The following is a 24,907-nucleotide window of genomic DNA, read 5'->3' as shown; positions in this document are numbered from 1 at the left end:
CCAAACGCTCCGGCCCCTCACCCGTACGGGTGAAAAAGCCGGACCGCATGTGAACGGCTTCACATACCGAAATCGGCAAACGTGGTCCTCTAACCCTCCGACAAGAGCATTTGGGGACTACAAATGACGACCCTCTACGACGGCTTTGACATTGAATCCTTCGAGGCAGGCAAAGGCCTCTGGCATGCCCGGATCCGGCGCGCCGATTTCAGCCCGCTTGCCATCGACGGCGTGTTGTTTCCGGCCATGGAAGTCGGCTTCGCCTGGCCCAACAGCGACGCCGCGATTGCCGACGCCAAGCACCACATCGATCGCTTCCGCCGGCGCGCCGACAGCGACGACGAATAGGCGGATTTCCGAGGGACCAGCAGCGGGGTAAAGCAGGGAACCGGTCATGTCAGTCATGGAATTCGAAGACACACCGCGGCCTCGGATCCACACCCGCAGCGTGTTGTCGAAATGCCCGGAATGCGACGGCGATCTCGCGGTGCTCCGTGTGATCGGCGGCCGCGCCGGATGCGAGTACTGGACCATGCGCTGCACCGATTGCGGAGGCATCCACCTCGACATCCTGAAACCGCATCAGGCGGCCGGCGGCGACGAGGGCCCGTTGCCGGCGGCGTGAGCGGGTCCTGCTGCCAACCTGCTGTCAGCAGCCTGAGCATGGTGGGTCATTCGCCCTTTATTGAGGGGCGGACTCGTCCCATATTCGGCTCATGGCGAAGAAACCTGCTCCCCCGAAATCCCCGAAATCCAAAGCACCGAATTCGAAGGCTCATCGGCCCGATGTGCAGCCGATCGGGCCGGCGCTGGCCGAGTTGCTCAATCCCGCGATCAATCGCGGCGATGCCGGGCTGGGATCAGGCACCGGGCTGCAGCCGCCGCCGGACAATTCGCGCGACCGCCGCGCCGGCGGCGAGGCCGCCGCGCATCGCGCGCGCGCCTCGACGCCGAAGGAGTTTCCGCAAGACACCGCCAAAGATACGGCCAAGCCGATGCCACTGCGGCCCAACCCGCAGCCGCCAGGGGCCCGCACCTCGACCGAAGGATTTGAAGAAGCGCCGCAGGCCAATTACGGCACCGCCGCCACGATCCCGACGCTCGATCCGGAACTGGCGCGGCAGCTTGGCCTGCCCACCGAGGAGGATGACGCCGAAGCGCTTGCGCGTCCGCCGCGCTCCAAGATGGAGGCGCTTGGCGTCAAGGCGACCGCGGATGCGCTGGAATCGCTGATCCGCGAAGGCCGGCCGGAGTTCCGCAAGGACGACGGCTCCATGAAGGTGTGGACACCGCACCGCCCGCCGCGCCCGGAAAAGTCCGAGGGCGGCGTGCGCTTCGAGATCAAGTCGTCCTATGAGCCGCGCGGCGACCAGCCGACCGCGATCAAGGAACTGGTCGAAGGCATCGAGCGCAACGACCGCAGCCAAGTGCTGCTCGGCGTCACCGGCTCCGGCAAGACCTACACCATGGCCAAGGTGATCGAGGCAACGCAGCGTCCCGCGCTGATCCTCGCGCCGAACAAGACGCTCGCCGCCCAGCTCTATGGCGAGTTCAAGAACTTTTTTCCGGACAACGCGGTCGAGTATTTCGTCTCGTATTACGACTATTACCAGCCGGAAGCCTACGTCCCGCGCACCGACACCTATATCGAGAAGGATTCGTCCATCAACGAGCAGATCGACCGCATGCGCCATTCGGCGACACGCGCGCTGCTCGAACGCGACGACGTCATCATCGTGGCGTCGGTGTCCTGCATCTACGGTATCGGCTCGGTCGAGACCTACACCGCGATGACCTTCGCGCTGAAGAAGGGCGAGCGCATCGACCAGCGCCAGCTGATCGCCGACCTGGTCGCGCTCCAGTACAAGCGCACCCAGGCCGATTTTACCCGCGGCACCTTCCGTGTCCGCGGCGACGTCATCGACATCTTCCCGGCGCACTATGAGGACCGCGCCTGGCGCGTGAATCTGTTCGGCGACACCATCGAACAGATCGAGGAGTTCGACCCGCTCACCGGCCACAAGCAGGACGAGCTCGAATTCATCAAGATGTACGCCAATTCGCACTATGTGACGCCGCGCCCGACGCTGGTTCAGGCGATCAAGTCGATCAAGTTCGAATTGAAGCAGCGGCTCGACCAGCTGCATGATCAGGGTCGTCTGCTGGAAGCCCAGCGGCTGGAACAGCGCACCACCTTCGACCTCGAGATGATGGAGGCGACCGGAAGCTGCGCCGGCATCGAGAACTATTCGCGCTATCTCACCGGCCGCCGCCCCGGCGAGCCGCCGCCGACGCTGTTCGAATACGTCCCCGACAACGCGCTGATCTTCGCCGACGAGAGCCACGTCACCATCCCGCAGATCGGCGCCATGTTCCGCGGCGACTTCCGCCGCAAGGCGACGCTGGCGGAGTACGGCTTCCGCCTGCCGTCCTGCATGGACAACCGCCCGCTCCGTTTCGAGGAGTGGGACATGATGCGTCCGCAGACCGTCGCGGTGTCGGCGACGCCAAGCGGTTGGGAGCTCAACGAGAGCGGCGGCGTGTTCGTCGAGCAGGTCATTCGTCCGACCGGGCTGATCGACCCGCCGGTCGATATCCGCCCCGCCCGCACCCAGGTCGACGATCTCGTCGGCGAGGTGCGCGCCACCGCGCAGGCCGGGTATCGCTCACTGATCACGGTGCTGACGAAACGCATGGCGGAGGACCTCACCGAATATCTGCACGAGCAGGGCATTCGCGTCCGCTACATGCACTCGGACATCGACACCATCGAGCGCATCGAAATCATCCGCGATCTGCGCTTGGGCGCGTTCGACGCGCTCGTCGGCATCAACCTCTTGCGCGAGGGCCTCGACATCCCCGAATGCGCGCTGGTCGCGATCCTCGATGCCGACAAGGAAGGCTTTTTGCGCAGCGAGACCTCGCTGATCCAGACCATCGGCCGCGCCGCGCGCAACGTCGACGGCAAGGTGATCCTCTATGCCGACAGCATGACCGGCTCGATGGAGCGCGCCATCGCCGAGACCAACCGCCGCCGCGAGAAGCAGGTCGAGTACAACAACGCCAACGGCATCACGCCGGAGAGCGTGAAGAAGCAGATCGGCGACATCCTCAACTCCGTCTACGAGCGCGACCATGTGCTGGTCGAGGTCGGCGGCCACGACATGACCGACGACGTCATCTCGATCGGTCACAATTTTGAAGCCGTGCTCGCTGACCTGGAAACGCGCATGCGCGAGGCCGCCGCCGACCTGAACTTCGAGGAAGCCGCCCGCCTGCGCGACGAAGTCAAGCGCCTGCGCGCCACCGAGCTCGCGGTGGTGGACGATCCCACCGCAAAACAGCGCGCGGTGCAGAGCAAGGCCGGCGCCTATGCGGGCACCAAGAAGTACGGCGACGCCGCGAACTTGCCGGTCACCGCCATGAAGAACAAGAGCGCAGCAACAGCCCTCAAGGCCGGCGGCGGCAAGGGCTCACGCGTGCACAAGCCGCATCTCGACGAGATGCACGGCCCGGAGTCCCTGCCCTACCGGCCAAGCCCGGCGCTGCCGGCAAAGCCGTTCGGCACCACCAGCCGGATCATCCAGCCGACGGATTCGAGGCAATCGGGGCCGGAGTTCGGGCCGGCGCCGAAGTCGACAGGTGGTGCCCCGGGGCGACGCGGGGGGTGGAAGAAGAGGTAGGGGGCGCAGCGGCGCCAGTCGTGGTTATGGATTCCGGGCTCGCCGCTTCGCGGCGCCCCGGAATGACGGGCGCACAGATTTTCGCGTTCACCCCACGCTCGCCGTCACCACGGCCATCACCGACAGCAGAAGCACGATGGTCACGAGCTGGAGCGAGGCGACCGGCTGGGTGCGCCAGGCGGTGATCTTGTCGGAGAGCGACAGATGGGCCTCGAAGAATTTCGGCTCGTAGACGGTCTTGAAGAAGGCCGGGAAGCTCGGGCCGAGGGTCACAGCCAACATCGCGTGGGCGAGCGATGCCACGGCGACGAAGATGGCGACGCCGGGGTCGCCGACGAGGTCGTGGTTGCCGACGAGCTTGAGCAGGAAGGCCGCAGCGGCGAAGGTCGGGAAGCTCTGCAGCGTCGCGGTCAGCGCGAGGCCTTCGAGCGCGTTGTGGAGGCGGGACTTTCTCGCGGCGGCGATGGTGGCGGCCATGGCATGTCTCCCTGATGACATGCACGTGACGTTAGCTGCTCCACGGGAGAGGTGATGTGAGATGGGTCACGTGCCTTTGGGCGCCGAACAAGTGTGGATGCTTCAGAGTCTTACGGCTTCGCCGTTCGCGCGAATGTAGCGACGAACTCCGCTGCGTTCCCTCCCCCCTTGCGGGGGAGGGCTAGGGAGAGGGGTGGCTCCGGGAGAGGTCAGCGTTCGTGGCCACCCCTCTCCCCGCCCCTCCCCCGCAAGGGGGGAGGGAGTGAGAGAGTGGTGGCCGCCTGACTCGCACGAGAACGACCAGCGCTACAGCTTGCCCTGCCCGTTCACCTGACCCTGCTGTTGCTGCTGCTTCGCCTGCTCCTTCGCATGATGCCTTCCATAGAGGCAGCCGGCAGCGGCGCCGAGCATGCCGTGATGGCCGGCATAGTGGCCGGCGACGCCGCCGACGACGGCGCCCTTGATGCAGCCCTTAGCGTTGGCGGCGGAGCTCGCGCCGAGCATCAGAAGTGCGGCGGCGATGGCGGGAAGCGGGGATTTCATGGATCGATGTCTCCGGATGCGATGTCCAGTTCTCAACGGGCGCAAGCGGGCCGGGTTCCCTGACGCGGCGCGCCCGCCGGTGTGTGCAGGGGTGTCACGGGGCGCGGCCGAATTCGCGCATGTGAATGCAGAGGCAACCCGCAATTGCACCCCATGAACCGGGCATTGTGCTCGCGCGTCATACCTTGTGTGCTTGTCCTGTTTTTTTCCTGTGTTTTTGCGGATTGAAGCGCGCGCACCGCGCGATAGCCTTGCAATCCACGGCCGAGGAAAGGCGGCGCGGCATGACGGTTGAAAAGCTGAACAAGCAGCGTGTGCTGCATCTGCTCGACGCTTTCGCGCGCGGCGATCTCGAGACCGCGCTGTCGTGCTGCACCGAGGACGTCGACTTCCTCACCCATGCGCCGATCGACGTGCTGCCGCACATGGTGCCGCGTCACGGCAAGGCCGAGCTGCGCGAGCTTTGGCAGACGATCTGGTCGCGCTATTCGGAGATCCGCTACAAGGCGCCGCACATCCTCGCCGACGGCGACGAGGTCGCGACCTACCTGCACGGCTACTTCAAGAAGCGCAGCAACGACCGCATCGTGCAGTTCGACATGGCGGTGTTCTACACCTTCCGCGGCGGGCAGGTCTCGCAGATCCGCGAGATCATCGATTCCTACGACCTGGTGCAGCAGGTGCTGGAGCGCGAGATCGGGCCCCTGATCATGGGGCAGCGGGTGGACTGAGTCTGAGGGGCTCTCTCCACGTATCAGGTCGCCGTGAGATCTGTACCCCCTCACCCGGATCGCAAGAGCGATCCGACCTCTCCCCGCAAGCGGGAGAGGTGAGGCAGAAACCGGGAAACTACGGGGTTCTGTTGTAAATCTCACAAAACGCAATCAATTGTGCATTGCAAAAACGTGAATTGCGTTTTGGCCGAAATCCCGTACCTTGTTCGCATACAAATGAGTTGAACGCCCCGGGGCACATTGCGGTGCATGGGGCTGTTTTCCGTTTTTTCTGCAAGCCAGCTTCAGGATTGCCCCAAATGACAGAGCACAGCCTCTGGCGTTTCTCGCGCGCGTTGCACCGCGCGATCAACGACCGGCATTTCGATGACATCGAGGCCCTGATCGACGAGGACGTCGAGTGGGCGCTCTATGGTCCGATCGACATGTTTCCGTTCCTCGGCGCGCGCCAGGGCCGGGATGCCGTGCTCGAGGTCATCCGCCAGCTTGCCGACAATTTCCAGGTCCGCCGCTTCGACCGCGAGAGCATCATGCTGGGCGTCGATTCCGCGGCGTCGATGCTGCGCTATTCGCTGACGGCGCTCGATTCCAACAAGCCGATCTCCTTGCGGGTCGCCCAATTCGCGCAGTTCAGGGCGGGCAAGCTGATCAGCATGCGCGTGCTGATCGACACCTTCGACCTGGTCGAGCAGGCACTCGGCCGCGCCATTCATCTGCCGAAGATGACCAGCGCCGGCTGAGGGGGACGCCAACGGGTCCCGCTCTCCGGGACCGATGACGACGCTTGACGCGACGTCCTGGCCTCCAGCCCCGCCGGATGCCGTCGTGTCACGAGCTCGTCATTGGGCGCGCGCCTTTTCGCGCGGCCCGTTGGTTCGCGTCCTCACGCGAGTTGCCACAATTTCGCAACGATAGATCAGCATCTATGCCGGCGGACCGAATGGCGCATGGTCATCACCGAAGGCCGCCTTATATTATTGGCGGACGGCATGCGCCGGGGCTCGCGGGCAGGACGATGGAATTCTCGACAGGTTTTGGCTGGACCAGGCTGCCGGTGCTGGCGGCCGTGTTCATTTTTGGCTCGGCGCTGACGGTTTCGGCGCAGATCATTCCGCCCTTCTCGCCCGGCCCGGCCGCAGCGCCCGACGAGGAGGCTGAGGCGGCCGAGGCCCCAGACGTCAACGATCCCGACGTGATGAAGGGCATCGACGTCGACAAGCTCGACTGGAGCCAGCTCGCGATCGACGCCGGCACGCTCAACGACATCATCGCCGCCAAGAAGCGCGCCCAGGCCGCGGCCAATAGCGGGCTGAACTGGTCGTCGAACGCCAACGCCAACGGCTCCTCGGCGGTGACCGTGAAGCAGTCGGTGTTCGAGTTCTGGGACACGCGAATTGGCGCCGACATGACGGTGACGAGCGAGCCCAGGACGATGTCCGAGCTCTTGGCACAGAAGGCCGCCAATGGCGGCAGCCTGCCGCAATCCTCGGGCAGTGCCTGGGCGACCGCGACCGCGCCGGGCGCGGGCTCGATCTGGGACAAGACTGCGGTGGAAGCCCGCGTCGATCCCGGCTCCGAGCAGAGCAAGCTCGGGGCGTCGCTGACCAAGTCGGTGCCGCTGTCGGGCGACACCTCGCTGACGCTCCAGAACGGCTACAGCGTCAATCAGCACGGCACCACCGCGGTGCCCGGCATCGGCGGCCACATCACCCGCAATTACGAGACCGACCAGACCGCCAAGGTCACCATCACCGACACCGGCACCAGCATCAGCGCCGGCCAGTCGCTGTCGACCACCGACGACAAATGGCTGCGCAAGGTCGGCGCCGAGCAAAAACTGTTCGACAACGTCACCGTCTCCGGCTCGGTCGGCGAGACCTCGCAGGGCACCATCAACAAGAGCGTGACGGCGGGCTTCAAGAAGAGCTGGTAGGCCTCCACTCTTTCTTTCCCCTCATCCTGAGGGCGCTCCGAAGGAGCGCGTCTCGAAGGATCGAGGCGCGATGAGAGATAGGATCATCTTCACAGCAGTCGTTCACACTTCCCTAACCATACGCCACGGCAAAGCCCCCGAATGGTCCGCCCTTGCCGCATCTTGGCCCAGTTGCGGCCAAAATCGGGCGCCCTAGTCCCCTCACAGAACGCCGTCGTGCGGGGACACTCGCGCTGCGCTCAACGCGATCAGGGGAACAACGATGAACGCTACTCGTCCGGAAAAGATCGAATCCACCGAGACCGAGACGGTCGACAACGACCTCGCCGCCGTGACCGAGGTCGAGGCCGGCATTCGCGACTTCGTCCGCAACGACATCGCCTATCTGCGCCGCCCGGCGACGCCGACCACCGACGCGCCGCCGCTCGATCCGAGCGCAGAAGCCACCGTCACCAACGTCAACTCGCTGATCCAGCGCGTCGCCGGCACTTCGCTCGCCGAGATCGAGAACCTGATCTCCGAGTTGGAGAGCCTGCGCGACCTGCTCCATGCCGAGGGCCAGCGCGTCCAGCGCGAGATCTCCGGCTACGCCCAGCTCAGCCAGGCCGCAATGAAGTCGACCCGCATGATTTCCGACAACGTCGCGCAGTGGAAGCGCGCCGCCGACGGCCTGCGTAACAGCTAAGCACCAGCGCCAAGCATCACCGGCCGCCGCGTTCCCGGAAGGGAGCGCGGCGGTTTTGATTCTGGAGGGATGTCTCTCTCCCTCTCCCCGTTCTTACGGGGAGAGGGTTGGGGTGAGGGGCTTCTCTCCACACGCGAGATAAGCGTGGGACCTGTACCCCCTCACCCGGATCGCAAGAGCGATCCGACCTCTCCCCGCAAGCGGGGAGAGGTGAAGCAGTGTACGCTTTGAACCCACGCCCCCTCCCCCGCGACCAATGCCAGGCGCCCGTGCCGTCACGGCCGGGCCGGGGACATGTCAGATGGAAAGCATTCGGCCCGACAACACGGACCCCATCCCGCTGCAGCCCGCGCCGAACCAGTTCGGCACGATCATGCTGCGCTTTGTCGGGCTGCTCGTGGTTGCGATCGCCGTCCTGGCGTTCGTCTATAGTCGCTGAGCGAAAGGCCGATCCCGGCCGCGAAGACTTAAGATCTTACCTGGAGATCTTACTGGAGATCTTACCTGGCCGCTTCCACGGTCGAGGCTTCCAGGGTGTAGGCGCCGTCGGCGTAGCCCTTCACCACCATGCCGGCAACCAGCATCACGGCCAGCGTGGCAGTAGCAAAAATGAATCCGACCAGCTTGAGTGCGCCGCGGTCTGCCATGGTCCTCGTCCCCTGTCCTCTGCTAATTCGTTTCAATTAGACAGCGACAGGTTCATAATTGGTTAGCAACTCGATGGTTCCGCCAACTGCTTCGCGGGTAACCATGTTGAGCAGGCTTATGGCAGCGACCCGGAATCGCGTCCATAGCGCGGGGGCAACACTCGCTCGGTTTCTCCTCTCCCTCTCCCCGTTCTTACGGGGCCGCGACGAGCTTCGCTCGCGCTGAGAGGGTTGGGGTGCGGGGCCTCTCTCCGCGGATGAGATTCATCGAAGGACCTGTACCCCCTCACCCGGATCGCAAGAGCGATCCGACCTCTCCCGGCAAGCGGGGAGAGGTGAAGAGGCAGCCGGCTCGATCGATTCTAAATCAGCCCGTCTTCCGCATCGGCACGAAGGCCGAGGGAGTGATCGAATAGACCTCCTCGCCGCGCTGGTTGGTGCCGGTGGTGCGGGCTGTCAGAATGCCCCAGCCGGGACGCGAGGCGGAGGTGCGCTTGTCGATGACGACGCTGGCAAAAGAGATGACATCGCCGGCAAGCACCGGCTTGATCCAGCGCAGGTCGCGAAAGCCAGGCGATGGGCCCCATACCGCAACCTCCTCGCCGCGCTCCGCGGCCTCGCGCGCCAGACGCTGGCCGTCGGCGACAACCAAGCTCATGCAGGCCGAGCCGACATGCCAGCCAGAGGCGGCGAGCCCGCCGAACAGCGAGTTCTTGCCCTCTTCCTCGTCGAGGTGAAAGCGTTGCGGATCGAACTTTGCAGCGAAGGTCTTGATGGCTTCGGCCGTGAACGTATAGGCGCCGAGCTCGCGGCGCTGGCCGATCGCGATGTCCTCGAAGAACCGCATCAGGCTGCCCCCTCGCGCCGCTTGATCAGGATCGGCGAGGTCATCTCGGCGAGCGCCTCCCCCGCCGCGTTGCACACGGTACATTTGAACTTGACGATGCCGAGCTCGGGCCGGCTCTTCGAGGCGCGCGCCTCCACGACATCGACGTCGAGCATGAGGTCGTCGCCGGGCCGCAGCGGCGAGAGCCAGCGCACTTCGTCGACGCCGGGCGAGCCGAGCGAGGCGGCGCGGGTGATGAAGCCGTCGGCCATCATCCGCATCATGAGCGAACAGAGGTGCCAGCCTGAGCCGGACAGGCCGCGCAGCATGCTCCTGCTGGCGGCCTCCTCGTCGAGATGCATCGGCTGCGGATCGAACTCGGCGGCGAAGGCCAGGATCTCGTCGCGGGTGACATGGCGCGGGCCGAATGTGCCGAACCGGCCGGTCGGGAAGTCTTCGAAGGTCAGGGTCATCTTGGGAGTGCGTTGCGGAAATGACAGATTGTGGCCGCAGTTTGCGGCAATCTCAACCCGCCGGCCCGCATGGCTCGTGCTACACAGGAGGCGGCTGTCTTGATTTGAGTCGGGTCAAGGCCGAGGCCCGAGTGACGTCCCGATCCGAAAGTCCCGATTTGCCCTGGGGAGAGCAATGTTTTCATTCAGCGACCTGTTTCAATGGGACCGCTTCATCACGCCGACCATCATCAAGACGTTCTACTGGCTGGTGATCGCGCTGATCTGCCTGTTCGGCCTCTCCGGCATCTTCTCGGGTCTGGCGACGATGGCGATCAGTCCGTTCGGCGGCTTCCTGGTGCTGCTGTCGTCGATCGCCAGCGTCGTCGTCGGCGTCGTGTTCTCGCGCATCGCCGCCGAGCTGATCCTGATCGTATTCCGCATCAACGAGCATCTCGGCGCGATCCGGGATCAGGGCGGCGGGATGAAGTGAGGCAGTCGCAAGTGCCGTAGGGTGGGCAAAGGCGCAAAGCGCCGTGCCCACCATCATTCCGCGATTTGAGAGATCGGTGGGCACGCTTCGCTTTGCCCACCCTACGGCACCGGTGTTGGTGCCTTACGTATTGAACCGGAAATGCATCACGTCGCCGTCGGCGACGACGTATTCCTTGCCTTCGAGGCGCAGCTTGCCGGCATCGCGGGCGCCGGCTTCGCCGCCGAGCGCGACGTAGTCGTCATAAGCGATGGTCTCGGCGCGGATGAACCCCTTCTCGAAATCGGTGTGGATCACACCGGCCGCGCCGGGCGCCTTGGTGCCGCGATGAATGGTCCAGGCGCGCGCTTCCTTCGGGCCCACCGTGAAATAGGTGATGAGCTGAAGCAGCGAGTAGCCGGCGCGGATCAGGCGATCGAGGCCGGCTTCTTCCAGACCCAGCGTCTCCAGGAAGTCGGCGCGCTCTTCGCGCGAGATGGTGGCGATCTCGGATTCGATCTTGGCGGAGATGACGACGGCGACCGCGCCCTCCTTCGCCGCCTGCTCCTCGACCGCCTTGGAGAAGGCGTTGCCGGTCGCGGCCGAGCCTTCCTCGACGTTGCAGACATAGAGCACGGGCTTGGACGACAACAGGCCGAGCATCGAGAACGCCCGCTCCTCCTCGGCCTTGCGCTCGACGAGGCGTGCGGGCTTGCCGTCGCGCAGCAGCACCAGGGTGCGGTTGACGAGGTCGAGCTGCTCCTTGGCGTCCTTGTCGTTGCCCTTGGCCTTCTTGCTGAGGTTGTCGACGCGCTTCTCGAGGCTGTCGAGGTCGGCGAGCATCAGCTCGGTCTCGATGGTCTCGATGTCGGCGAGCGGAGCGATCTTGCCCTCGACATGGGTGATGTCGGAGTCCTCGAAGCAGCGCACGACATGCGCGATGGCGTCGACCTCGCGGATGTTGGCGAGGAACTGGTTGCCGAGGCCTTCACCCTTGGAGGCGCCGCGCACGAGGCCGGCGATGTCGACGAAGGTCAGCCGGGTCGGGATGATCTGGCCCGACTTGGCGATCGCCGCGAGCTTGTCGAGCCGCGGATCGGGCACGGCGACCTCGCCGACATTCGGCTCGATGGTGCAGAACGGATAGTTCGCAGCCTGCGCCGCGGCCGTCTCGGTCAGCGCGTTGAACAAGGTCGACTTGCCGACATTGGGCAATCCGACGATTCCGCATTTGAATCCCATGGTCGTCCTCTATCCGTATTCGTCATGGCCGGGCTTGCCCCGGCCATCCACGCCTTAACGCGCGGAACGAAGATCGTGGATGCCCGGGACATCTAGCGCGAAGACGCGCTTCGCGCTTCTGCCCGGGCATGACGGACAAAACGGCGCCCCTATTCCTTGCCGTTCTCGTCCTTGGTCAAAAATCCCTTCGCCTGCATGGCGAGATGCACCCTGTTGGCGAAGGTCGCGTCCGTGCCCTTGGCGATCAGTGCCGCGTGCTCGGCGACCGCGTCGCAGAGCGTCGTCACCCAGTCGTTGTCGGCCTTGGCGAAGTCCGACAGCACGTGGCCGTGCACCAGTTCCTTGACGCCGGGATGACCGATGCCGAGCCGCACCCGGCGGTAGTCGTTGCCGATATGCGCGGAGATCGAGCGCAGGCCGTTGTGGCCGGCGATGCCGCCGCCGATCTTCACCCGCACCTTGCCCGGCGGCAGTTCGAGTTCGTCGTGGAACACGGTGACGTCGCCCGGCGCGATCTTGAAGAAGCCTGCCGCTTCCTGCACGGCGCGGCCGGAATCGTTCATGTAGGTCGTGGGCTTGAGCAGGATCACGCGCTCAGTGCCGAGCGCACCTTCCGAGGTCTCGCCCTGAAAACGACGGCGCCATGGTGAAAAACCATGACGCCGCGCGATCTCGTCGACGGCCAGGAAGCCGATATTGTGCCGGTTACGTGCGTATTTCGCGCCGGGATTGCCGAGCCCAACAAAGAGTCGCATGACGCGGCGCGCCCCTCGCTCGGCGCGCGGTCAGAGACCACGCGCCAGCTTTGAGAGATTACTTCTTCTTGTCGCCGCCGGCGGGAGCCTTGGCAGCCGCCGGAGCAGCAGCACCAGCCGCCGGAGCAGCCGCGCCGGCCGCCGGAGCAGCAGCGCCCGCAGCCGGAGCCGCGCCACCAGCAGCAGCCGCAGCCGCGGCCTTCTGCTCTTCGGCGTAGCCGGACGGCGGCACGATGGTGACGAGGGTCGCGTCCTCGCGGGTCAGCGCCTTGACGCCGGCCGGCAGCTTGACGTCCGACAGATGCAGCGAGTGACCGATTTCGAGCGAGCCGACGTCGGCCTCGATGTACTGCGGAATGCTCTCGACGCCGCATTCGAGCTCGATCGCGTGGGCGACGATGTTGACGGTGCCGCCGCGCTTCACGCCCGGGGAGCCTTCCGCCTTCACCACGTGCAAGGGCACGCTGATGCGGATGGTGGCGCCTTCGCCGAGCCGCATGAAGTCGACATGGATCGGGAAGTCCTTGACCGGATCAAGGTGATAGTCGCGCGGAATCACGCGGTGCTTCTTGCCGTCGAGGTCGATGTCGACCAGCGTGGTCAGGAACCGGCCGGCGAGGATGCGCTGGCGCAGTTCACGATCTGCAATCGAGATCGTCAGCGGGGGCTGGTTGTCACCATAGATCACTCCGGGAACTCGCCCGGCGCGACGCTCAGCCCGGGCGGCCCCCTTGCCGCTCTTCGGACGTGCGGTCGCCTTCAATTCCTTGACGGTCGTCGCCATGTCGTTAAGTCCTTGTTTTTGCAAAAGTTAATGGGCCGCAGCGCGGCCCATGGCATGGTCCACAGCAAGCCTCCAGGGGTGCGGGGGCCGCGGACGTGGCGGGCTTTTACCCGGAAGATGTGGAAATGACAAGGAGAATGGGCGACCGGAAGGGACCGGATCAGCTGTCATTCCGGGGCGGTCGCGGCAGCGACCGAACCCGGAATCTCGAGGTTCCCAGGTGCGCAATTGCGCACCGGGGTTCGCGACTTCGTCGCGCCCCGGAACGACAAAACCTACCCGCCGAGCTTGGCCTCCAGCGCCGCGATCCGCGCCTTCAGGGCCTCGTTCTCCTCGCGCGCCAGGCGGGCCATGTCCTTGACCGCCTCGAACTCCTCGCGCTTGACCAGGTCCATGTCGCGCAGGAATTTCTCGGCCTGGGTGCGCATCACCGTATCGAACTCGCGCTTGACGCCCTGGGCGGCACCGGCGGCGTCATTCATCAGGCGGCCGATCTCGTCGAAAAACCGGTTGCTGGTCTGGGTCATGTCGGTCTCCTGGCGCCGCCGATAAACTTTGCGCGAACTCGCGAGAAGACAATGGCAATCCGCGCCGCACGGTTCAAGAGCGAAGCGGCGGTATCCTTGTCACGCCGCGGTTTACTTGCAATCGTATTCAACGTCCCGCCATAAGAAGCATCAGAAGGCGCACGAGATGATCGACCAGCAGATCGCGATCCCCACCAAGGACGGCCACACCGCAACCTTCATCACCCATCCCGAACGCGCCGGACCGTTTCCGGTCATCCTGTTCTACATGGACGCGCCGGCGATCCGCGAGGAGCTGCGCGACATGGCGCGCCGGCTCGCGACCTCAGGCTATTACGTGATGCTGCCGAACCTCTATTATCGCTCCGGCGTGATGGAGCTCGGCCCGCTGCCGGCCGATCCGAACGCGCCCGAGCGCAAGCGCATGTTCGCCCTGATGGGCTCGCTCACGATTCCCATGATCATGGACGACACCCGCGCCCTGCTCACCTATGCGGAGGGCCAGGCCGCCGCGAACACCAAAATCGTCGGCACCGTCGGCTATTGCATGAGCGGCCGCTACGCGGTCAACGCCGCCACGCACTTCCCCGATCGCGTCAAGGCCGCCGCCTCGATCTACGGCACCCAGCTTGCGACCGACCAGGACGACAGCCCGCATCTTGCGGCAAGCAAGACCAAGGCCGAGCTCTATTTCGCCTGCGCCGAGACCGACATCTACGCGCCCACGGAGATCATCGAGAAAGTCAGGCAGGGCATGAGCGGCGCCAAAGCCGAGGTCGAGATCTATCCCGGCACGCATCACGGCTTTGCCTTTCCCAAGCGCCCGGTCTACGACCGCGACGCCGCCGAGCGGCATTGGGAGCGCCTACTGGCGCTCTATCGCCGCAATCTTGTCTAGACATAGAAGGCCTGATGCCCTTTCTGCTGATCGACTTCCCCGCCTTCAAACCGATCGCGATCGAGATCGGTCCGTTCGCGATCCGCTGGTACGCGCTGGCCTATATCTGCGGCATCGTGTTTGGCTGGCTCTATGCGCGCTCGCTCTTGAAGAACCAGCGGCTGTGGGGCGGACCGGCGCCGATCTCGCTGGCGCAGATCGACGACTTCATCCTGTGGGTCACGCTCGGCATCATCCTCGGCGGCCGCACCGGCTATGTGCTGTTCTACAATCTGCCCTTCTTCATGGAGCACCCCGCCGCGATCATCCGGTTGTGGGAGGGCGGCATGTCGTTCCATGGCGGCTTCCTCGGCTGCGTCGTCGCGGTGATGTGGTTTGCCTATCGCAACAGCATCTCGATCCTGTCGCTCGGCGACATCACCACCGCGGTCGCCCCGATCGGACTCTTGCTCGGGCGCATCGCCAATTTCATCAACGGAGAATTGTGGGGCCGCGCCACCGATCCCAGCCTGCCCTGGGCGATGATCTTCCCGAACGATCCCACCCAGCTGCCCCGCCATCCGAGCCAGCTCTATGAAGCCGGCATGGAGGGCATCCTGCTGTTCACCGTGCTCGCGATCATGATCCGCTTCGGTGCCTTGAAACGGCCCGGCATGATCCTCGGCGCTTTCATCCTGATCTATGGCTTGACCCGCATCGCCGGCGAGCACTTCCGCGAGCCGGACGTCCAGCTCGGCTTCCTCTGGGGCGGGTTAACCATGGGCATGCTGTTGTCGATCCCGATGCTTATTGTCGGGGGCATACTTATTGTATGGGCAGTGCGGCGCGGTGCGCCGAGGCCGAACAAGGCCGTTCGTTAATTCATTTCGAGAAAGCACGCCGTGACCGACCAGCCGCTACTCAACGAGATCAAGGCGCTGATCAAATCCTCAGGCCCCATGCCGGTCTGGCGGTACATGGAACTGTGCCTGATGCATCCGCGCCACGGCTATTACATCTCGCGCGACCCGCTCGGGCGTGAAGGCGACTTCACCACCTCGCCCGAGGTCAGCCAGATGTTCGGCGAGCTGCTCGGCCTGTGGACAGCCTCGGTGTGGAAGCAGATGGGCTCGCCGGAATTTTTGCGTCTGATCGAGCTCGGCCCCGGCCGCGGCACCATGATGGCGGATGCGCTGCGCGCGCTCCGCGTGCTGCCGCCGCTGTATCAGGCGCTCCATATCCACATGGTCGAGGTCAATCCCGTGCTGCGCGAGCGGCAGAGCGCGACGCTGTCGGGCGTGCGCAACATCGCCTGGCACGACAGCATCGACGACGTGCCCGAAGGCCCCAGCGTCATCCTCGCCAACGAATATTTCGACGTGCTGCCGATCCACCAGATGGTTCGCCACGAGAGCGGCTGGCACGAGCGCGTGATCGAGCTCGACCCCAACGGCAAGCTTCAATTCGGCGCGGCGGCCGAGCCGACGCCGCGTTTCGATGTGCTACTGCCGCCGCTGGTGCGCGCCGCGCCCATCGGCGCGGTGTTCGAATGGCGGCCGGACGCCGAGATCATGAAGCTCGCCACGCGCGTGCGCGACCAGGACGGCGCGGCGCTGATCATCGACTATGGCCATCTGCGCAGCGACGCCGGCGACACTTTCCAGGCGATCGCGCGCCACACCTTCACTGACCCCTTGAAGGCACCGGGCCAGGCCGACGTCACCGCCCATGTCGATTTCCAGGCGCTGGCGCGTGCAGCAGAAGACGTCGGCGCGCGCGTGCACGGTCCGGTGACGCAAGGCGATTTCCTCAAGCGTGTCGGCATCGACACCCGGGCCGCCGCGTTGATGCAGAAGGCGACGCCGGAAGTGGCCACCGACATTTCCGTGGCGCTGAAGCGCCTGACCGATACCGGGCGCAGCGGCATGGGCTCCATGTTCAAGGTGCTCGGCATCTCCGAGCCGCGGCTGAGGGGCATCGCCGGCCTCAGCGACCTCGAGCACGCCGGAGGCAATTGATGACCCTCACTTCGTCGCTGCTGTCGGCGGTGCCCGGCCTGCGCCACGCTTTCTTCACCCGCGAAGGCGGCGTCTCCAGCGGCATCTATTCGGCGTTGAACGGCGGGCTCGGCTCGAACGACGATCAGGCCCTCGTTGCGGAGAACCGCCGCCGCATGGCCGAGCATGTCGGCGTCGCCCCGGAGCGCTTTCTCAGCCTGCACCAGATCCATTCGCCCGACGTGCGCGTTGCGGACGCGCAGTGGCCGAGCGGCCCGCGGCCGAAGGGCGATGCGCTGGTGACGAAGACGCCGGGCATCGCGCTCGGCGTCTCCACCGCCGATTGCGGACCGGTGCTGTTCGTCGATCCCAACGCGGGCGTGATCGGCGGCGCCCATGCCGGCTGGAAGGGCGCGCTCACCGGCGTGCTGGAAGCAACGATCTCGGCGATGGAAAAACTCGGCGCCAGGCGCAGCGGCATCATCGCCGCGATCGGTCCCTTGATCCGGCAAGAGAGCTATGAGGTCGGCAACGAGTTCGTGGCGCGCTTCATCGAGGCAGATGCGGACAACGCCATGTTCTTCATCCCGTCAATCCGCGACGGACACGCGATGTTCGATCTCGCCGGCTTCATCCGCAAGCGGCTCGAGGCCGCCGGCATCCTGATGATCGACGATCTCGGCCTCGATACCTACGCCGACGAACGCTTCTTCAGCTACCGCCGCTCGGTGCATCGCAAGGAGCCGGATTACGGCCGGCACATCCACGCGATCGCGCTGGAGGGGTGAACACAAGGGCAACCCCGCGTCATTCCGGGGCGAGGCGAAGCATCGAACCCGGAATCTCGAGATTCTCAGGTGCGCAATTGCGCACCATAGTCCGTCCGTCAGACGCCCGGAATGAGTGTGGGTAGACGCGACGACAGTGGTCTATGTCGCCGCTGCCCTAGACGTTAATGCATTTTAACGATATCGCTGCCCTCCATAATGAGGGATGCGTCATTCATCTTGGGCCGCGCGGGTTCGCGCGTGCTGGCGGTCATGCTGCTGGCCGCGGCGACCGCGCTCGGCGGCTGCGCCGGTGGCGGCGGTGCCGCCAACTCCTATGCGATGGCGCCGAGCGCCGGCTCCGGCGCGACGGTCGCCTTCGAATCCATCGACGGGCCGCCGCCGCAGGTGTTCGACCGCATGGTCGGCGTGCTCGACAGCGAATCCAAGCTGCGCAGCCTGTCCGTGATCTCCCGCGAGGGGACGGCCGCCTACCGCGTGCGCAGCTACCTCTCCGCCCAGGTGGTGCGCGGCAAGACCGTGATCGCCTGGGTCTGGGACGTCTACGACGCCAACCAGCAGCGGGCGCTGCGCCTCTCCGGCGAGGAACCGACCTCCGCCAAGGGCGGCCGCGACGCTGCCCGTGACCCTTGGCAAGCGGCCGACGACCTGGTGCTGCGGAAGATCGCCCAGGCCGGATTCAGCGGACTTTCCAACATGATCAACGGCACGCCGGATGCCCCGGGCGCCGCTCCAGCCCCGCGGGGACCAGCGGTGGCGAGCGCGATCAAGGAGGGCCCAGTCCCGGTGCCGGACATGCCGGCCTCGGCACTCGGCTATGCCGAGCAATAACCCCCGCTAAACCACGGGCTCAGTTTGCGGCCAAGCCGTTGGCCCGACTCAGGATTTTCGAAGGGAAAACGTAGCATCCCGGGTTGCCATTGCACGCTTCGGCCTGATATTTGCTCGCTCGTCGTAACCGTGCTCCCAGTGGGTATTCTCTGATGTTGAACGTCGTATCCAGCAAAGCGCGGGAGGAAGCGTCCATGTCGGCCAAGAACGGCTCCATCAAGCTTGTCGCCGGCAACTCCAATCCGGCTCTCGCGCAGGCGATCGCGCAAGGCCTCGACCTGCCGCTGACCAAGGCGGTGGTCCGGCGCTTCGCCGACATGGAGATCTTCGTCGAGATCCAGGAGAACGTCCGCGGCTCGGATGCCTTCATCATCCAGTCGACCTCGTTCCCGGCCAACGACCATCTGATGGAGCTCTTGATCATCACCGACGCGCTGCGCCGTTCCTCGGCGCGCCGCATCACCGCGGTGCTGCCCTATTTCGGCTACGCAAGGCAGGATCGTAAGTCCGGCTCGCGCACGCCGATCTCGGCGAAGCTCGTCGCCAATCTGATCACGCAGGCCGGCGTCGACCGCGTCATGACGCTCGACCTCCATGCCGGCCAGATCCAGGGCTTCTTCGACATCCCGACCGACAATCTCTACGCGGCGCCGCTGATGGTGCGCGACATCAAGGAGAAGTTCGACCTCTCCAAGGTGATGGTGATCTCGCCCGACGTCGGCGGCGTGGCTCGCGCGCGCGGCCTTGCCAAGCGCATCAACACACCGCTCGCCATCGTCGACAAGCGCCGTGAGCGCCCCGGCGAGTCCGAGGTCATGAACGTGATCGGCGACGTCGCCGGCCACACCTGTATCCTGGTCGACGACATCGTCGATTCCGGCGGCACGCTGGTGAACGCGGCCGACGCGCTGATCGCCAAGGGCGCCAAGGACGTCTACGCCTACATCACCCATGGCGTGCTCTCCGGCGGCGCGGCGGCGCGCATCGCCGGCTCCAGGCTGAAGGAGCTCGTGATCACCGACTCGATCCTGCCGACGGAAGCGGTGACCAAGGCGCCGAACATCCGCACGCTGCCGATCGGCAGCCTGATCTCCGACGCTATCGCGCGCACCGCCGCGGAAGAGTCGGTGTCGAGCCTCTTCGACTGATTTGATCTACCACCGTCATTCCGGGCGGCGCGCCAGCGCCGAACCGGAATCTCGAGATTCCGGGTTCTCGCTTCGCGAGCCCCGAAATGACTTCAGTAGCGAGGATGGTGGGCACGCTTTCCGCCTTCGCTCCTCGAGCTACGGCGGACAAGCCGCTTTGCCCACCCGAGGGCAGCCTGCCTAGCCGACGATCCCCGCCGCGACCTGGCCGCGTAGACGCTCCAGGCCATGCAACGTCTCTGCACAGGCCGCCGCGACCTCGACGCCCTTGATTGCAAAGTGCCTGCGGAAGAAATCGTAGTGCACCTCGGTCTCGTGGAATTGCTGCGGCGTCAGCACCGCCGAGAACACCGGCACCTCGGTGCGCAGCTGCACGTCCATCAGCGCCTTGATCACGGTGTCGGCGACGAACTCGTGGCGATAGATGCCACCGTCGACGACGAGGCCGGCCGCGACGATCGCGGTGTAGCGCCGCGTCTTGGCGAGGATCTGCGCGTGCAGCGGGATCTCGAACGAGCCCGGCACCTCGAACACGTCGACATGGGTGAGGTGGCGCGCCTCGGCCTCCTTCATGAAGGCGATGCGGGCTTCCGCGACAACGTCGCGGTGCCAGCAGGCCTGCACGAAGGCCACCCGCTGCGGCTTGGCAAAGCGCGGATGCTCCGTCACCGGGTCCTGTGGAACCAGCGGTCGGGTGGCTTCGGACGTCTTCGCTTGGGACGTTTCGGTTTGGGGATCTTGCAACATCTGATTCATGGCTTTCCTCAGTTAAGGACCAGAATCAGGGCACACGGAACGACAAACAGCCGCATCTTGCGATGCGTCTGCCACCGACCGTTCTCTTTCATCCGGACTTTAACCGTCGGCTTCGGAGTTGCACCGAATCTGCTGACCCTTCCCTTCGGGATAACCCTCACGGAAGGCGCTCGCGGGCTTGGGCCTTTCGGCCCTTACCGCCGGTGGGGACTTTCACCCCGCCCTGAGAACATCGGCCGCTCGGGATTGAGCGACCTAGAAGGAAATATGACGCCGGTTCGGGGCCGCAGCAAGCGTGTTCCGCACGGAAAATCCGCATGGTCCCATGCCGCGATGGCAGCCCGGACATCGCGCGGCGGAATTAACGATTGGCGCTTTCAGGGAATCCGATTCCGGTTTGTTCTCGTCGTTAACAATTGTGGCCAACAGATGAGCTGTGGACGAAGGAGTCCTGGCTTGTGGACGGACTCGCGACCCCGTTGCGCAGATTCCGCAAATCACATCACTTGATCCGCGACAGGCCGCGCCGATCCGAGGGAGATCGCGAAAGCGACTCCCGGGATCGACGACGTTTAGGGAGCGCGCGCCGGACCCAACCGCGTGCGTATCAAAGACAACAAGAAGGCAAGAGGTCGAGACGGCATGTCCCTGCTCGAAGGCAATATCGATTCCCGAAATCACCCGCTCGCGGTGGTCGAGGATATCGCCGCCAGCAACAACTGGCCGTTCGAACGCTCCGGCGAGGACGAGCTCACCATTGTCTCGAAGGGACAATGGACCGACTATCAGATCTCCTTCACCTGGATGGGCGAGATCGAGGCGCTGCATCTGGCGTGCGCGTTCGACATGAAGATTCCGCTTCCGCGCCGGAGCGAGGTGCAGCGGCTCGTCGCCGCGGTCAACGAGCAATTATGGGTCGGCCATTTCGACCTGTGGACCAACACCGGCATGATCATGCATCGCCAGGCGCTGGTGCTGCCGGGCGGCCTCACCGCCTCGACCGCGCAATGCGAGGCCATGCTCGCCGGCGCCATCCACGCCTGCGAGCGCTACTTCCCGGCGTTCCAGTTCGTGGTGTGGGCCGGCAAGACCACCGCGCAGGCCATGGACGCCGCGATGTTCGACACGGTGGGCGAGGCATAGGGCGCCTCACGACGTAGGAGAGCCGACGCTCCCTCCCCACGTCATCCCGGACAAGCGCGCCCAAAGCGCGCGCAGATCCGGGATCCATACCGCGTGATTTCGCTTGTGGCACGCGGCTTGTTGCCAACACCTCCATCCACTAGAACCAGTTGTGGTTATGGGTCCCCGCCTTCGCGGGGACGACGGCGAACGTGTGGCGGCAGCGATGGCAAACAGCACTCTTCAAAACATCACCGGCACCATCCTGCTCGCCGGCGCCGGCAAGATGGGCGGCGCGATGCTGACCGGATGGCTGGCCGGCGGGCTCGACCCGCGCCGCGTCGCGGTGGTCGATCCGTTCATCTCGCCCGAGATCACCGCGCTGGCCGCCAAAGGCGTCGCGCTCAATCCCGATGTGACGTCGGCAGGCACTGTCGAGACCATGGTCGTCGCGGTGAAGCCGCAGATGTTCCGCGAGGCCGGCGCCAAGCTGAAGGCGTTCGTCTCCGCCAAGACCTCCGTGGTCTCGATTATGGCGGGAACCACGATTGCCTCGCTTCAAGAGGTCATCGGCGGCACCGTGGTGCGCGCGATGCCGAACACGCCGGCGGCGATCGGCCGCGGCATCACGGTGGCGGTCGCGGCGAAGAATGTCAGCGCCACGCAGCGCGCCGTGGCCGACGCGCTGCTGCGCGCCACCGGCTCGGTCGAATGGGTCGAGGACGAAGGGCTGATGGACGCGGTGACCGCGGTGTCCGGCTCGGGTCCGGCCTATGTGTTCCTGCTCGCCGAGGAACTCGCACGCGCCGGCGTCGAGGCGGGATTGCCCGAGGCGCTGGCGACCAAGCTCGCGCGCGAGACGGTCGCCGGCTCCGGCGAGCTGCTGCACCAGTCGGAGCTCCCGTCCGCGACGCTGCGCCAGAACGTGACCTCGCCCGGCGGCACCACCGCCGCGGCCCTCGGCGTGCTGATGGGTGAGCTAGGCCTGCGCGAGCTGATGATCCGCGCCATCGCGGCGGCGACGCAACGGTCGAGGGAATTGGCGAAGTAGACGGTGTCGTAGGGTGGGCAAAGGCGCAAAGCGCCGTGCCCAGCAAATTTCTCAAATGGCGACGAAGGTCGTGGGCACGCTTCGCTTTGCCCACCCTACGGCATTACGGGACCGTGCCCTGCCGCTACGCCCCCAGCCGCTTGTTGAACATCTCGACATTGACGAGCCCGCGCGCATGGCGGCCCTCGCCGAGCTTGCGCGTTCCCTCGAATGCCTCGACCTCAAAGCGGATGACGCGGCGCTCGACCGCGACCACTTTCGCCGTGGTCCGCACCGTCGCGCCGACGAGCGCTGCTGCGAGATGGCGGATGTCGACCTCGGTGCCGACGGTGACCCAGCCCGGCTGGAGCGCTGCGCGGATCGCATCGCCCGACGTCACCTCCATTTCCAGGATCATCATCGGCGTCGCATAGACCATGGGCATGCCGGGCACGAAATGCCCGACCGTGCGCTCCACCGGCACCACCAGCGTGCGCTCGGCGCTCATGCCGACCTTGATGAAGTCGCGTGCGTCCATGGTGCTTGCTCGTCATTCCGGGGCGCGCGAAGCGCGAACCCGGAATCCAGAAGTTTACGGTGCGAGAGTCCGGGTTCAGCCCTGGCGGGCTGCCCCGGAATGACGCGAACGCGTCACTTCTTCGCCGCCGCCGCGCGCTCCACGAAGGTCTTGCCGCCCTTCATCTTGTGGCGGAGCGGGGCCTCGTTGATCTGGATGACGACGGCATCGGCGTCAACTCCGAGATTCTTCACCAGCGCCTGGGTGATGTCGCGCATCATGCCGGCCTTCTGCTCGTCGGTGCGGCCCTCGGCCATGCTGACGGTGATCTCAGGCATCGTTGTCTCCCTGCTTTCGTCATGGCCAGGCTTGTCCCGGCCATCCACGTTCCCTTCCATCAAACAAGACGTGGATGCCCGGGACAAGCCCGGGCATGACGGCCTGCCGGAATGGCTATCCCCACTTTACGTCATGGCGGCCCAAGACCTCGCGCACTTTTGAAACGAGATCGGCTTCGCTGCACGAGAACTGCGCCGGGCGCGTCTCGCGCCATTCCTGGTTGGAGGCGATCGCGGCGGCCGCTTTCGCGCCTTCGATCAGATCCTTGATCTGCAGCTCGCCACGCGCCTTTTCGTCCGAGCCCTGGATGATCACGCAAGGCGAGTTGCGGCGGTCGGCATATTTGAGCTGGTTGCCCATGTTCTTGGGATTGCCGAGATAGAGCTCGGCGCGGATGCCGGCAGTACGCAGGCTCGCGACCATCTTCTGGTAGTCGGCGACGCGATCACGATCGAACACGGTGACGACGACGGGACCGAACTCGGGCCGCGTGTCGAGCTTGCCGAGCAAGGTCAGCGCGGCCTGCAGGCGCGAGACGCCGATCGAGAAGCCGGTCGCCGGCACCGGCTCGCCGCGGAAGCGCGAGACGAGACCATCATAACGCCCGCCGCCGCCGACCGAGCCGAACCGCACCGGGCGGCCCTTCTCGTCCTTGGTCTCCAGCAGCAGTTCGACCTCGTAGACGGGGCCGGTGTAATATTCGAGGCCGCGCACGACGGAGGGATCGATCTTGATGCGGTCGGCGCCGTACCCCGACGCCGTCACGAGCTTCGCAATCTCTTCCAACTCGCTGACGCCGGCCTGTCCGACTTGGCTCTTGGCGAGGTAGGTTTCCGCCGCGGCAATCGCCTCTTTCCAGTCGTCGCGCGGCCTGGTGATGGCGAGAACGACGTCGGCTTCAGCCTCACTCAGGTTGGCGCCCGTGGTGAAGTCGCCCTTGCCTTCCTCGCCGCCATCCCATCGTCCGGGACCGAGCAGCTTGCGCACTTCGTCGGCGGAGAATTTGTCGAGCTTGTCGATCGCGCGCAGCACGGTCAGCCGGCGTGCGGCATTCTCGTCGCCGCCGAGGCCGATGGCTTCGAGGACGCCGTCGAGCACTTTGCGGTTGTTTACCTTGACGACATAGGAGCCGCGCGCAATGCCGAGCGCCTCCATCGTATCAGCGGCCATCATGCAGATCTCGGCATCCGCGGCCGGCGTCGCCGAGCCGACGGTGTCTGCATCGAATTGCATGAACTGGCGGAAGCGGCCGGGGCCGGGCTTCTCGTTGCGGAAGACGTAGCCGACGCGGTAGCTGCGATAGGGCAGGACCAGACCGTCGGTGCCGTAGCGCTCGCCGACATAGCGCGCGAGCGGCGCGGTCAGATCGTAGCGCAGGCTGATCCACTGCTCGTCGTCATCCTGGAAGGAAAACACGCCCTCGTTCGGCCGGTCCTGGTCGGGGAGGAACTTGCCGAGCGCGTCGGTGTATTCCATCGCCGGCGTCTCCACCGGCTCGAAACCGTAGAGCTCGTAGACGGCGCGAATCTTCTCGACCATCTCGCGCGTCGCCCGGATCGCTGAGGGGTCGCGATCCTCGAGCCCGCGCGGCAGGCGCGCCTTCAGTTTCTGGGGTTTTTTGGGTTTCTCGGCCATGCGCGGCGTTTACCAGCCGGGGCGCGATGCGGCAACCGGGGCCTTTTCCCCTCTCCCCTTGTGGGAGAGGGTGGATCGCCGGCGAAGCGGCGAGACGGGTGAGGGGT

The 24,907-nt window shown here is 65.4% G+C and carries 30 protein-coding genes and 1 riboswitch; of the genes, 17 read left to right on the top strand and 13 right to left on the bottom strand.

The features are described 5' to 3' along the window. Positions 1-123: 123 nt before the first annotated feature. From AAFG16_RS06195 to uvrB, 3 genes are all read left to right on the top strand, one after another. Positions 124-348 (top strand): hypothetical protein, encoded by a 225-nt coding sequence (locus AAFG16_RS06195; RefSeq protein ID WP_283083986.1) that lies wholly within the window; start codon positions 124-126, stop codon positions 346-348. 46 nt (positions 349-394) lie between these two features. Then, positions 395-625: a hypothetical protein gene (locus AAFG16_RS06190; RefSeq protein WP_342738065.1), complete on the top strand. Its 231-nt coding sequence runs from the start codon at positions 395-397 to the stop codon at positions 623-625. A 91-nt stretch (positions 626-716) separates the two neighbouring features. Next, positions 717-3,683 carry an excinuclease ABC subunit UvrB gene (uvrB, locus tag AAFG16_RS06185; protein ID WP_342738063.1) on the top strand — a complete coding sequence of 989 codons (2,967 nt, stop codon included), beginning with the start codon at positions 717-719 and terminating at the stop codon, positions 3,681-3,683. 87 nt (positions 3,684-3,770) lie between these two features. Here uvrB and AAFG16_RS06180 read toward each other — a convergent pair whose 3' ends face one another. Both AAFG16_RS06180 and AAFG16_RS06175 read right to left on the bottom strand, forming a co-directional pair. Further along, on the bottom strand, positions 3,771-4,160 hold the full coding sequence (locus AAFG16_RS06180; protein ID WP_342738061.1) for a hypothetical protein: 390 nt from the start codon (positions 4,158-4,160) through the stop codon (positions 3,771-3,773). Between the two features lie 306 nt (positions 4,161-4,466). After that, positions 4,467-4,703 (bottom strand): hypothetical protein, encoded by a 237-nt coding sequence (locus AAFG16_RS06175; RefSeq protein ID WP_283083982.1) that lies wholly within the window; start codon positions 4,701-4,703, stop codon positions 4,467-4,469. 284 nt (positions 4,704-4,987) lie between these two features. On the opposite strand from AAFG16_RS06175, the gene AAFG16_RS06170 reads away from it, so the two are divergent. The 5 genes from AAFG16_RS06170 to AAFG16_RS06150 all read left to right on the top strand — a co-directional run bounded on the left by AAFG16_RS06170 (position 4,988) and on the right by AAFG16_RS06150 (position 8,494). Continuing rightward, positions 4,988-5,434 carry a nuclear transport factor 2 family protein gene (locus AAFG16_RS06170; RefSeq protein ID WP_342738059.1) on the top strand — a complete coding sequence of 149 codons (447 nt, stop codon included), beginning with the start codon at positions 4,988-4,990 and terminating at the stop codon, positions 5,432-5,434. Between the two features lie 302 nt (positions 5,435-5,736). Beyond that, positions 5,737-6,177: a nuclear transport factor 2 family protein gene (locus tag AAFG16_RS06165; protein WP_283083980.1), complete on the top strand. Its 441-nt coding sequence runs from the start codon at positions 5,737-5,739 to the stop codon at positions 6,175-6,177. A 275-nt stretch (positions 6,178-6,452) separates the two neighbouring features. Beyond that, positions 6,453-7,370, top strand: a complete 918-nt coding sequence (locus AAFG16_RS06160) for a hypothetical protein (RefSeq protein WP_342738057.1) — start codon at positions 6,453-6,455, stop codon at positions 7,368-7,370. Between the two features lie 262 nt (positions 7,371-7,632). Continuing rightward, positions 7,633-8,055 (top strand): hypothetical protein, encoded by a 423-nt coding sequence (locus AAFG16_RS06155; protein WP_283083978.1) that lies wholly within the window; start codon positions 7,633-7,635, stop codon positions 8,053-8,055. 301 nt (positions 8,056-8,356) lie between these two features. Then, complete coding sequence (locus AAFG16_RS06150) at positions 8,357-8,494, top strand: hypothetical protein (protein WP_283083977.1); 138 nt, start codon at positions 8,357-8,359, stop codon at positions 8,492-8,494. 61 nt (positions 8,495-8,555) lie between these two features. Here the strand turns inward: AAFG16_RS06150 and AAFG16_RS06145 are convergent, their stop codons facing one another. The 3 genes from AAFG16_RS06145 to AAFG16_RS06135 form a co-directional block, all read right to left on the bottom strand. Then, the gene (locus AAFG16_RS06145; protein WP_007596790.1) at positions 8,556-8,702 is read right to left on the bottom strand and encodes a hypothetical protein; all 147 of its coding nucleotides are present in this window, start codon (positions 8,700-8,702) and stop codon (positions 8,556-8,558) included. 367 nt (positions 8,703-9,069) lie between these two features. Continuing rightward, entirely contained in the window at positions 9,070-9,549 is a 480-nt protein-coding gene (locus tag AAFG16_RS06140; RefSeq protein WP_283083976.1) for a MaoC family dehydratase, read from the bottom strand. After that, positions 9,549-10,001 (bottom strand): MaoC family dehydratase, encoded by a 453-nt coding sequence (locus AAFG16_RS06135; protein WP_342738054.1) that lies wholly within the window; start codon positions 9,999-10,001, stop codon positions 9,549-9,551. Before AAFG16_RS06135 ends, AAFG16_RS06140 begins: the two co-directional genes overlap by 1 nt. Positions 10,002-10,176: 175 nt before the next feature. Between AAFG16_RS06135 and AAFG16_RS06130 the strand changes: the two genes are divergently transcribed. Continuing rightward, entirely contained in the window at positions 10,177-10,473 is a 297-nt protein-coding gene (locus tag AAFG16_RS06130) for a DUF4282 domain-containing protein (protein ID WP_074119364.1), read from the top strand. 123 nt (positions 10,474-10,596) lie between these two features. Here the strand turns inward: AAFG16_RS06130 and ychF are convergent, their stop codons facing one another. From ychF to AAFG16_RS06110, 4 genes are all read right to left on the bottom strand, one after another. Continuing rightward, positions 10,597-11,694 (bottom strand): redox-regulated ATPase YchF, encoded by a 1,098-nt coding sequence (gene ychF / locus AAFG16_RS06125; protein WP_342738050.1) that lies wholly within the window; start codon positions 11,692-11,694, stop codon positions 10,597-10,599. Positions 11,695-11,843: 149 nt separating this feature from the next. Then, positions 11,844-12,449 carry an aminoacyl-tRNA hydrolase gene (gene pth / locus AAFG16_RS06120; protein ID WP_342738048.1) on the bottom strand — a complete coding sequence of 202 codons (606 nt, stop codon included), beginning with the start codon at positions 12,447-12,449 and terminating at the stop codon, positions 11,844-11,846. 58 nt (positions 12,450-12,507) lie between these two features. Further along, positions 12,508-13,233: a 50S ribosomal protein L25/general stress protein Ctc gene (locus AAFG16_RS06115; protein ID WP_027563015.1), complete on the bottom strand. Its 726-nt coding sequence runs from the start codon at positions 13,231-13,233 to the stop codon at positions 12,508-12,510. 275 nt (positions 13,234-13,508) lie between these two features. After that, the gene (locus AAFG16_RS06110; protein WP_018648337.1) at positions 13,509-13,760 is read right to left on the bottom strand and encodes an accessory factor UbiK family protein; all 252 of its coding nucleotides are present in this window, start codon (positions 13,758-13,760) and stop codon (positions 13,509-13,511) included. 166 nt (positions 13,761-13,926) lie between these two features. Between AAFG16_RS06110 and AAFG16_RS06105 the strand changes: the two genes are divergently transcribed. The 6 genes from AAFG16_RS06105 to AAFG16_RS06080 all read left to right on the top strand — a co-directional run bounded on the left by AAFG16_RS06105 (position 13,927) and on the right by AAFG16_RS06080 (position 19,401). Continuing rightward, a complete protein-coding gene (locus AAFG16_RS06105; protein WP_342738044.1) occupies positions 13,927-14,658 on the top strand; it encodes a dienelactone hydrolase family protein in 732 nt (243 codons plus the stop codon). A gap of 14 nt (positions 14,659-14,672) precedes the next feature. After that, the gene (gene lgt, locus AAFG16_RS06100; RefSeq protein ID WP_342738042.1) at positions 14,673-15,518 is read left to right on the top strand and encodes a prolipoprotein diacylglyceryl transferase; all 846 of its coding nucleotides are present in this window, start codon (positions 14,673-14,675) and stop codon (positions 15,516-15,518) included. Positions 15,519-15,539: 21 nt separating this feature from the next. After that, complete coding sequence (locus AAFG16_RS06095) at positions 15,540-16,655, top strand: SAM-dependent methyltransferase (RefSeq protein WP_342738040.1); 1,116 nt, start codon at positions 15,540-15,542, stop codon at positions 16,653-16,655. Further along, complete coding sequence (gene pgeF, locus AAFG16_RS06090; RefSeq protein WP_283083968.1) at positions 16,655-17,422, top strand: peptidoglycan editing factor PgeF; 768 nt, start codon at positions 16,655-16,657, stop codon at positions 17,420-17,422. Before AAFG16_RS06095 ends, pgeF begins: the two co-directional genes overlap by 1 nt. 198 nt (positions 17,423-17,620) lie before the next feature. Continuing rightward, complete coding sequence (locus AAFG16_RS06085) at positions 17,621-18,253, top strand: hypothetical protein (protein WP_342738038.1); 633 nt, start codon at positions 17,621-17,623, stop codon at positions 18,251-18,253. 194 nt (positions 18,254-18,447) lie between these two features. After that, positions 18,448-19,401, top strand: a complete 954-nt coding sequence (locus AAFG16_RS06080) for a ribose-phosphate pyrophosphokinase (protein ID WP_283083966.1) — start codon at positions 18,448-18,450, stop codon at positions 19,399-19,401. Positions 19,402-19,581: 180 nt separating this feature from the next. On the opposite strand, the gene AAFG16_RS06075 is transcribed toward AAFG16_RS06080, so the two are convergent. Continuing rightward, the gene (locus tag AAFG16_RS06075) at positions 19,582-20,157 is read right to left on the bottom strand and encodes a 6,7-dimethyl-8-ribityllumazine synthase (RefSeq protein WP_283083965.1); all 576 of its coding nucleotides are present in this window, start codon (positions 20,155-20,157) and stop codon (positions 19,582-19,584) included. Positions 20,158-20,233: 76 nt separating this feature from the next. Continuing rightward, a riboswitch (FMN riboswitch) is annotated at positions 20,234-20,392 on the bottom strand. Between the two features lie 407 nt (positions 20,393-20,799). Between AAFG16_RS06075 and AAFG16_RS06070 the strand changes: the two genes are divergently transcribed. Both AAFG16_RS06070 and proC read left to right on the top strand, forming a co-directional pair. Beyond that, complete coding sequence (locus AAFG16_RS06070; RefSeq protein ID WP_283083964.1) at positions 20,800-21,300, top strand: YbjN domain-containing protein; 501 nt, start codon at positions 20,800-20,802, stop codon at positions 21,298-21,300. A 205-nt stretch (positions 21,301-21,505) separates the two neighbouring features. Next, positions 21,506-22,330 carry a pyrroline-5-carboxylate reductase gene (gene proC / locus AAFG16_RS06065; protein WP_342738036.1) on the top strand — a complete coding sequence of 275 codons (825 nt, stop codon included), beginning with the start codon at positions 21,506-21,508 and terminating at the stop codon, positions 22,328-22,330. Between the two features lie 124 nt (positions 22,331-22,454). Here the strand turns inward: proC and AAFG16_RS06060 are convergent, their stop codons facing one another. The 3 genes from AAFG16_RS06060 to hisS all read right to left on the bottom strand — a co-directional run bounded on the left by AAFG16_RS06060 (position 22,455) and on the right by hisS (position 24,800). Beyond that, on the bottom strand, positions 22,455-22,847 hold the full coding sequence (locus tag AAFG16_RS06060; protein ID WP_342738034.1) for a hotdog domain-containing protein: 393 nt from the start codon (positions 22,845-22,847) through the stop codon (positions 22,455-22,457). 113 nt (positions 22,848-22,960) lie between these two features. Further along, positions 22,961-23,164, bottom strand: coding sequence for a tautomerase family protein (locus AAFG16_RS06055; protein ID WP_008144861.1), 204 nt, complete (start codon positions 23,162-23,164; stop codon positions 22,961-22,963). A 115-nt stretch (positions 23,165-23,279) separates the two neighbouring features. Then, positions 23,280-24,800, bottom strand: coding sequence for a histidine--tRNA ligase (hisS, locus tag AAFG16_RS06050; protein WP_342738032.1), 1,521 nt, complete (start codon positions 24,798-24,800; stop codon positions 23,280-23,282). Between the last annotated feature and the right edge of the window lie 107 nt (positions 24,801-24,907).

Source organism: Bradyrhizobium sp. B117 (assembly GCF_038969555.1).
GTDB lineage: Bacteria > Pseudomonadota > Alphaproteobacteria > Rhizobiales > Xanthobacteraceae > Bradyrhizobium.
Note: the sequence above shows the minus strand (reverse complement) of the source record. Positions and strands in the feature narration are given on the sequence as shown.

Bases quoted from the DNA above. Each gene is read 5' to 3' on its own strand.
- AAFG16_RS06145 (WP_007596790.1), bottom strand. From the start codon at position 8,702: ATGGCAGACCGCGGCGCACTCAAGCTGGTCGGATTCATTTTTGCTACT.
- hisS (WP_342738032.1), bottom strand. From the start codon at position 24,800: ATGGCCGAGAAACCCAAAAAACCCCAGAAACTGAAGGCGCGCCTGCCG.
- AAFG16_RS06055 (WP_008144861.1), bottom strand. From the start codon at position 23,164: ATGCCTGAGATCACCGTCAGCATGGCCGAGGGCCGCACCGACGAGCAG.
- AAFG16_RS06080 (WP_283083966.1), top strand. From the start codon at position 18,448: ATGTCGGCCAAGAACGGCTCCATCAAGCTTGTCGCCGGCAACTCCAAT.
- AAFG16_RS06195 (WP_283083986.1), top strand. From the start codon at position 124: ATGACGACCCTCTACGACGGCTTTGACATTGAATCCTTCGAGGCAGGC.
- pgeF (WP_283083968.1), top strand. From the start codon at position 16,655: ATGACCCTCACTTCGTCGCTGCTGTCGGCGGTGCCCGGCCTGCGCCAC.
- AAFG16_RS06170 (WP_342738059.1), top strand. From the start codon at position 4,988: ATGACGGTTGAAAAGCTGAACAAGCAGCGTGTGCTGCATCTGCTCGAC.
- AAFG16_RS06085 (WP_342738038.1), top strand. From the start codon at position 17,621: ATGAGGGATGCGTCATTCATCTTGGGCCGCGCGGGTTCGCGCGTGCTG.
- AAFG16_RS06110 (WP_018648337.1), bottom strand. From the start codon at position 13,760: ATGACCCAGACCAGCAACCGGTTTTTCGACGAGATCGGCCGCCTGATG.
- AAFG16_RS06190 (WP_342738065.1), top strand. From the start codon at position 395: ATGTCAGTCATGGAATTCGAAGACACACCGCGGCCTCGGATCCACACC.
- AAFG16_RS06180 (WP_342738061.1), bottom strand. From the start codon at position 4,160: ATGGCCGCCACCATCGCCGCCGCGAGAAAGTCCCGCCTCCACAACGCG.
- AAFG16_RS06115 (WP_027563015.1), bottom strand. From the start codon at position 13,233: ATGGCGACGACCGTCAAGGAATTGAAGGCGACCGCACGTCCGAAGAGC.
- AAFG16_RS06060 (WP_342738034.1), bottom strand. From the start codon at position 22,847: ATGGACGCACGCGACTTCATCAAGGTCGGCATGAGCGCCGAGCGCACG.
- AAFG16_RS06075 (WP_283083965.1), bottom strand. From the start codon at position 20,157: ATGAATCAGATGTTGCAAGATCCCCAAACCGAAACGTCCCAAGCGAAG.
- lgt (WP_342738042.1), top strand. From the start codon at position 14,673: ATGCCCTTTCTGCTGATCGACTTCCCCGCCTTCAAACCGATCGCGATC.
- AAFG16_RS06070 (WP_283083964.1), top strand. From the start codon at position 20,800: ATGTCCCTGCTCGAAGGCAATATCGATTCCCGAAATCACCCGCTCGCG.
- pth (WP_342738048.1), bottom strand. From the start codon at position 12,449: ATGCGACTCTTTGTTGGGCTCGGCAATCCCGGCGCGAAATACGCACGT.
- AAFG16_RS06155 (WP_283083978.1), top strand. From the start codon at position 7,633: ATGAACGCTACTCGTCCGGAAAAGATCGAATCCACCGAGACCGAGACG.
- AAFG16_RS06160 (WP_342738057.1), top strand. From the start codon at position 6,453: ATGGAATTCTCGACAGGTTTTGGCTGGACCAGGCTGCCGGTGCTGGCG.
- ychF (WP_342738050.1), bottom strand. From the start codon at position 11,694: ATGGGATTCAAATGCGGAATCGTCGGATTGCCCAATGTCGGCAAGTCG.
- AAFG16_RS06165 (WP_283083980.1), top strand. From the start codon at position 5,737: ATGACAGAGCACAGCCTCTGGCGTTTCTCGCGCGCGTTGCACCGCGCG.
- uvrB (WP_342738063.1), top strand. From the start codon at position 717: ATGGCGAAGAAACCTGCTCCCCCGAAATCCCCGAAATCCAAAGCACCG.
- AAFG16_RS06140 (WP_283083976.1), bottom strand. From the start codon at position 9,549: ATGCGGTTCTTCGAGGACATCGCGATCGGCCAGCGCCGCGAGCTCGGC.
- AAFG16_RS06105 (WP_342738044.1), top strand. From the start codon at position 13,927: ATGATCGACCAGCAGATCGCGATCCCCACCAAGGACGGCCACACCGCA.
- AAFG16_RS06175 (WP_283083982.1), bottom strand. From the start codon at position 4,703: ATGAAATCCCCGCTTCCCGCCATCGCCGCCGCACTTCTGATGCTCGGC.
- proC (WP_342738036.1), top strand. From the start codon at position 21,506: ATGGCAAACAGCACTCTTCAAAACATCACCGGCACCATCCTGCTCGCC.
- AAFG16_RS06135 (WP_342738054.1), bottom strand. From the start codon at position 10,001: ATGACCCTGACCTTCGAAGACTTCCCGACCGGCCGGTTCGGCACATTC.
- AAFG16_RS06130 (WP_074119364.1), top strand. From the start codon at position 10,177: ATGTTTTCATTCAGCGACCTGTTTCAATGGGACCGCTTCATCACGCCG.
- AAFG16_RS06150 (WP_283083977.1), top strand. From the start codon at position 8,357: ATGGAAAGCATTCGGCCCGACAACACGGACCCCATCCCGCTGCAGCCC.